5 protein-coding genes are annotated in these 6,333 nt (G+C 41.9%); 3 read left to right on the top strand and 2 right to left on the bottom strand.

Annotation, left to right across the window (positions count from 1 at the left end; translation table 11 throughout):
- Window positions 1–5 precede the first annotated feature (5 nt).
- The 3 genes from QZR76_RS03595 to QZR76_RS03605 all read left to right on the top strand — a co-directional run bounded on the left by QZR76_RS03595 (window position 6) and on the right by QZR76_RS03605 (window position 2,527).
- Window positions 6–521, top strand: coding sequence for a bifunctional adenosylcobinamide kinase/adenosylcobinamide-phosphate guanylyltransferase (locus QZR76_RS03595; RefSeq protein WP_294140481.1), 516 nt, complete (start codon window positions 6–8; stop codon window positions 519–521).
- A 23-nt stretch (window positions 522–544) separates the two neighbouring features.
- Window positions 545–1,585: a nicotinate-nucleotide--dimethylbenzimidazole phosphoribosyltransferase gene (cobT, locus tag QZR76_RS03600; RefSeq protein WP_294140466.1), complete on the top strand. Its 1,041-nt coding sequence runs from the start codon at window positions 545–547 to the stop codon at window positions 1,583–1,585.
- Window positions 1,586–1,765: 180 nt separating this feature from the next.
- A complete protein-coding gene (locus QZR76_RS03605) occupies window positions 1,766–2,527 on the top strand; it encodes an adenosylcobinamide-GDP ribazoletransferase (protein WP_294140468.1) in 762 nt (253 codons plus the stop codon).
- Here the strand turns inward: QZR76_RS03605 and QZR76_RS03610 are convergent.
- On the bottom strand, window positions 2,513–5,779 hold the full coding sequence (locus QZR76_RS03610) for a hypothetical protein (RefSeq protein WP_294140470.1): 3,267 nt from the start codon (window positions 5,777–5,779) through the stop codon (window positions 2,513–2,515). The two genes, QZR76_RS03605 and QZR76_RS03610, sit on opposite strands and share 15 nt — an antisense overlap.
- An 8-nt stretch (window positions 5,780–5,787) precedes the next feature.
- On the bottom strand, window positions 5,788–6,222 hold the full coding sequence (locus tag QZR76_RS03615) for a carboxypeptidase-like regulatory domain-containing protein (protein ID WP_294140472.1): 435 nt from the start codon (window positions 6,220–6,222) through the stop codon (window positions 5,788–5,790).
- Window positions 6,223–6,333: the final 111 nt, after the last annotated feature.

A 6,333-nucleotide genomic window follows, 5' to 3' on the forward strand; every position in this document is an offset into this window, starting at 1 on the left:
GCATGATGAAAAGAAAGATAGTTTTGGTTACCGGAGGACAGCGATCGGGCAAAAGCGATTATGCTCAGCGTTTGGCGTTGGAGTTATCGGATGCTCCGGTTTATTTAGCGACTTCCCGGGTGTGGGATGAGGAGTTCCGGGAGCGGGTGAGGAGGCATCAACGGGATCGCGGTCCCCAGTGGACCAATATCGAAGAAGAGAAATATATATCCAAATGTGATGTGAAAAATCGGGTCGTGGTCATTGATTGTATTACATTATGGAGCACGAATTTTTTCTTTGATAATAATTCCGATATTGAAAAGTCTTTGTGTGAAATAAAAAATGAATTTGATCGATTTACGGCACAGGAAGGGACTTTTATTTTTGTGACGAACGAGATCGGCATGGGGGGGATAGCCGTGGACCCGGTACAACGTCGTTTTACCGATTTGCAAGGATGGGTAAATCAATACGTGGCATCCCGTGCGGATGAGGTCGTTTTGATGGTTTCGGGAATAGAAGTGAAGATCAAAGGTTAAGAATGAATAAAAGGGAATTTAAGATGAGAACGTTTACTATAAAAGAGACAGATAAGGCTATTGTGCCGGTTTTAGTGGATAAAATCAATAATTTGACAAAACCTAAGGGGTCTTTGGGGCGATTGGAGGAGTTGGCCGTACAGTTGGGGGCTATCCAACAAACGTTGTCGCCGGAATTGAGTAAGCCGCAGAATATTATTTATGCGGCGGATCATGGAATCGTAAGGGAGGGGGTTAGTTTCTCGGCTCCGGAAGTAACCCGACAGATGATTTACAATTTTATCAAAGGAGGGGCGGGCGTGAATATGTTTGCCCGGCAACATCATTTCGGCCTTAAATTGGTTGATTGCGGAGTAAACGGAGATTTTGGCGTGTTGGAAGGTTTAATCGACCGAAAGATCAGGAAAGGAACTTCCAATTTTCGTTACGAGGCGGCAATGAGTGAAGAGGAGTTTGATCGAGCGATTGAAATCGGGGCTGAGATTGTGGATATGGTTTACGCGGAAGGAACCAATGTAGTGAGTTTTGGAGAGATGGGAATAGCCAACACGTCGCCTTCTTCCATCTGGATGTCCTATTTCACCGGTATCGATCTGAAGCAATGCGTGGGAGCCGGAAGCGGTTTGGCGAGTGACGGCATTAAACACAAGTACGAGGTGTTGAAGGCTTCCATGGAAAATTATGGCGGAGACGGATCGACAAAAGATATTTTACGTTATTTCGGAGGTTTCGAGATGGTGGCTGCTATCGGAGGAATGTTACGGGCAGCGGAGTTAGGAATGATTATTATCGTGGATGGATTTATCATGACCAATTGTGTGTTGGCTGCAAGGGAAATCTATCCGGCAATAACGGATTATTGTGTGTACGGACATCAGGGGGATGAAACGGGACATAAGTTGTTATTGGATTATTTAGAAGCTAAGCCGTTGTTGAATTTGGGATTACGGTTAGGTGAAGGTACCGGAGCCATTTGTGCCTATCCGTTATTGGAATCGGCCGTGCATATGATTAACGAAATGGCTTCATTTAAGCAGGCCGAGGTGACAAAATATTTTAAATAACCCACGGGGACGGGTGCAATGTGCTATCAATTGTAAATTGACGATTGTAGATTAAAACATTTAACGATCAGGTTATTAGAAAATGAAGTGATTCAACGATTGATGATTGTGGATTTTAAATTGTAAATTAAAAAGAATCGGAGGTTCATTTACAATCGTCAATCTGAAATTTGCAATAATATGAAGGGTTTATTAGCGGCGGTTATGATGTTTACTCGTTTACCTTTATGGCGATGGATAAATGTAGATAAACGTTATTTTGAAGAGGCCATACGGTATTGGCCTTTAGTCGGTTTTTTGACCGGTTTTATTACGGCCGTAACTCTTTGGTTGGCTTCGTTCGTGTTGCCGGTAGGGATTGCCTGTATATTGGCAATCATTGCCCGTGTTTTATTGACCGGAGCGTTGCATGAAGACGGTCTGGCTGATTTTTTTGATGGATTTGGAGGAGGGACATCGAAAGAGAGAATTTTAGCCATTATGAAGGATTCGCATATCGGGTGTTACGGAACCATCGGTTTGATTCTTTATTTCTTGCTTTATTATAGTTTGTTATCTGCTATTGGAGAATCGGGGGTAGAGTCCCCCGTGTTGTTTGCCATTATTTTGAGTGCGGATTGTTTTTCTAAATTCTGTGCTGCCTTGATGACGAATACCCTCTCCTATGTCCGAAAAGTAGAGGAGAGTAAGATCCGTTTATTATATAATAAGGTTAAGTTCTTTATTTTTGCAGGAGTCGGTTTTCTTGTTTTGATTCCTTTTTTCTTTTTAGACGGATATTTATGGTGTGCTGCCTTTCCCGCTTTGGTAATGGCATGCGGCTTACGTTTTTTCCTGCAACATAAAATAGGAGGATATACCGGAGATTGTTGCGGAGCTTCGGTATTATTGATCGAGCAAGTATTTTATTTGACCGTAGTCACTCTTTTATTTGTCCGTTGATGTTTTTTTCTTTACCCATTTAATGGCGTCGGCGACGATGTATTGATTGGAACTTCCCCGGTCATCGAGGGTGACACTGGTTTTCCCTGCTTCAAGTGTAAAAGTGCCTAATGGTATCCAGAATCCAATACGACGTTCTCGTTTGCGCATAATGTCTAATTTAACCTCTTGTTTTTCTCTTTGTTCTATCGTGTAATGGAGAATCGCCCCGTCACAATAATTATTTAAGACAGGTGGTTGTACCGTATATATTAAAGGGATATGAGCAAAGATCTCGTACTCTCCCGGTTCGGTAATGTTCACTTCCCATTTTGCTTTATAATTTCCCTTTCCGCCCGCTTTGTAATAAATACTTTTTATGATTTCTCCGTAGTATGTGGAGTTATAATTTTTGGTCCATTTGAGGGCGTTATGAGGCCACTCGTAATACCGTTCAAATTCTTGTTTAAAAAGATTACTTAGTTTTTGACCGGGTTCGACAAGGGAGAAGCCTTGGCCCTCGTTATCCACGATCAGTTCATCCGGGTTGGGAGTTGTTACCGTGGGTTCGCAATCGAAGATGCCGGTTGTCGTGTCCGTGATGGTGACAAGAGGTGCTCCGAGTTGTTTTTGATTGGGAATATTCTGAGATATCCCCATGTAAAGGTAAATATTATACTTATTGTCGTTGACCATTTTTACCAATTTACAAGAACGAGCCGGGATCACGAGGTACTTGATTGCCGGGGAGGAGAGAGTTGTATGCAATCTTTGGTCGGCTTCGAAACTGACATAGATAGTAGCGTCTATGTCAGAGGGATTATATAATTTAACGTGAGCGGCGTACCTTTCAAGTTTATCTCCCTCTATTTTGCCTTTCCGTACTTCTTGCACGAGGATTGCCGGCAATCCCTTTCCAGTGTACCATCGGTGTGTAAAAGGCAGAATATCCGTGTTAAACTTCTCTTTAAATCTTTCGGAAAATTCCTCGAAGAAAGTTACTTGATGAGGGGTGGTACACGTTTTCCGAAGCAGATCGATGACCTGATCTCTTCTTGCACAAGAGGCAAGGTAATGAAGAAAATCCTTTTTTTTCAGGTCAATGATTTTTGCGAGTACCTCTTCCGGTAACGCTTTATCATACAAGGCTTCCTTTAGGCTGTGTTTTTCCATGTAACGTAAGGCGAGGATCGTATTAAGTGAAGGAATCATTTGATCGGAACTGAATCGAGGGTCTTCTTCCAGGATATTTTTCACGATTGTATTCATGATAGGAAATTCGTCTGATCGGGTATAGCAGGTATCTTTTACAAGAACGGGGAGAATATTGTACTTGTTTTTTTCCCAGTTGGCGATTCCTGTTTTCTCGTTATAATGGGAAAATTCTCCTTGGACAAGAAGTTCAAGAGAACGGGAGAGCATATGACTTTGTAATTCTTTCTCGTCATTGGTATAAAAGCTTTTCCGGTATATTTTTTTCATTTGTTTGAGATCAAGATCGAAAGTGGCTCCTCTTTCCGGCCAAAAGAAAATTTCCGGTTGGGCAAAATCACTACTTTTTTTCCATGGTCTGAAAAAAGAGCTAATAGAGAGGGGAGTCTCGATTAACATTAATTTGTAGGGGGGATTTCCGTTTATTCCTCTGTAGTTTATTAAATTTTTGTAATCCTCCATTATCAATCTTATGTTAGCGAGTTTTAAATCCTGATAGAAAAAAGGTTGATCTTCTAAGTGGTAGAGGTAGGCGTTAAATTTCCCCATGTTAATGTTTTTCTTTCTGAATTTTCCGGCACAAAGGGAAATCCCGGTAAGTGGCTCCTCGTTATCGAAAGAGACCTGTTTTTTATTTTTCTCTTCTTTTCCCTGGGAGAGGAAGACTAATTTTCCGGGTTTCTCGATGACCAGGTTAAAACGGGTAAAGTCTTTCCCGGAGCAAAAAGGAGCTAACGGGTTAACGGGAGGGACGGCTGTTGGGTACCACATGACCTCTGGCGTGAGGAAAATAAAATCCTTCTCGACTATGGCCGTTCTTTTTCCGAGTACAAAGGGAAGGAAAGGGTTATCCTTGGGTTTGTAAAACAGCTTGTCGGGGATATCGAGGTAAGCGACGCTCTCGTCGATTTCCCCCGAGTAACGGAGTTTTAGTTTTATCTCTTGTCCTGTCTCCAGGGGATGAAAGATGAGGGTGATCTGTCCTTCTTGTTTGAATGGCAGTTCTTTTCCGTTCTCTTTCAACGAGTTTATTTTCAGGCCGGGGTTTAGAAAAAGCACGAGGGTATCTACTTTTCCCGGGTTCGGGTTTTTCAGGTAGAATTCGCTGGTCGCGTTCACGGTAGAACCTTCCCTGGAAAAATGGATTTGGTGTTCTGGAATTTGTAAGTTGGGAATATTCCCGTGGCGCACGAATATCTCCACGTGATTCTGTCTTTTTTGACTCTCTTTCACGAAATGGATTCGGTAAGAGGCGAGTAGGGTAATCCCGACCAGGGTCACTATACCCCCGGCTAAACAGGTTCGTCCGGGGGCTTTTACCCGGTTTGGAATCCGGTTAAAACGGGCTGACGCTAAGCCAATTATGCCTATCCCGAGCAGGAGGAAAGCTCCCTGGTGCATGAGGTAATACCCGGTGTTAACATGCCCGGTGATGTTCGAGAAGATATTCGGTATGGAGATGGCCAATACATCGGTAGTCCCGTTCCAGTAATCGTGGAAAATCCCGGAGGTAAACAGGTAGAATATCCCCGCTATTAACACGGTAATCCCTTTATGTCGAGTAAGAAAGGATAGCAACAGGGTAAACCCGGTGTAAAAGAGGGTAGACGGAATTGTCAGGGTACTGAAATAGAAAAGGTATATCCCTATATTGAACGGGGAACCCGTGAGTAGTATATGCACGAGACTGGTAATCCCGATGGAAGCGAAGTCGAGGATAAACAGAACCTTTATAACGCCCAGGACTTTTCCCGTCATCCACTCGCTATTACTGGCCTGGTGCACCTCGAGGTTTTCGGCTGTCCATCTCTTGTAAAACCCGCTTACCCTAAAGATAATGAATAGGTTTTGAATAAGGTTGAGAAGCGTTGTGCTGATCCAGGGGATATAGGAGGGCATGGCAATCTTTTGCCAGGAAACGGGATGGAAATTTCCCTGGTAAATCATGACGATGTAAGTAATTCCACCGATAACCAATCCCACGAGAATCTTAAACAAAATGCTTCGTCCCTGTATTTTTGCCTCGTGGGTCAGAATCGTGTTGACATTATAAAGGTTCATAACTCAGATTAATCTAATAAAGATAGAAGTTTTTCCTTTTTTAAATAAGCTAATAATTCGTGTGTATCAATGTTACGAAAAAAAAGATTATTGGAAAATAATTTTTCTCTTGTATTTGATTCAGGCACAAGAATCATATCGCCTACGATGGTAGCCTCACCTGGATTAGATAATATAACCGTTTTTGTAGCAGTACCAAATCCTACAAGAGAAAATTCTAATGTATAGGTACCTGCTTCATCGAGAGCTAACACATATCTTCCATTCTCATCAGTTATTGTGGCGCTTGTAGTACCGAGGGCCCGAACGGTAACACCTGGTAATAATTCCTTCGTCCAAAATTCTCTTACGTCTCCGCCGACATAATATTTAGCTGCAAAAACCTCTCCTCCCCCGATAAGGAGAAAGGAGAATAAAAATAATTTTAAAACTAAACTTTTCATATAGGTACAATTTAATGATTAAATATTCAGGGACGAAATATTATTTACAATTTTATAAAAAAATTAGCAATAAACAAATATTAATAGATCTATTTTAATTCTATATAATAT

This window comes from uncultured Sanguibacteroides sp. (assembly GCF_900543425.1).
Lineage (GTDB): Bacteria > Bacteroidota > Bacteroidia > Bacteroidales > Marinifilaceae > Gabonibacter.

Excerpts from the sequence above, each read along its gene's own strand:
- QZR76_RS03610 (WP_294140470.1), bottom strand. The coding sequence starts at position 5,779 with ATGAACCTTTATAATGTCAACACGATTCTGACCCACGAGGCAAAAATA.
- QZR76_RS03595 (WP_294140481.1), top strand. The coding sequence starts at position 6 with ATGAAAAGAAAGATAGTTTTGGTTACCGGAGGACAGCGATCGGGCAAA.
- cobT (WP_294140466.1), top strand. The coding sequence starts at position 545 with ATGAGAACGTTTACTATAAAAGAGACAGATAAGGCTATTGTGCCGGTT.
- QZR76_RS03615 (WP_294140472.1), bottom strand. The coding sequence starts at position 6,222 with ATGAAAAGTTTAGTTTTAAAATTATTTTTATTCTCCTTTCTCCTTATC.
- QZR76_RS03605 (WP_294140468.1), top strand. The coding sequence starts at position 1,766 with ATGAAGGGTTTATTAGCGGCGGTTATGATGTTTACTCGTTTACCTTTA.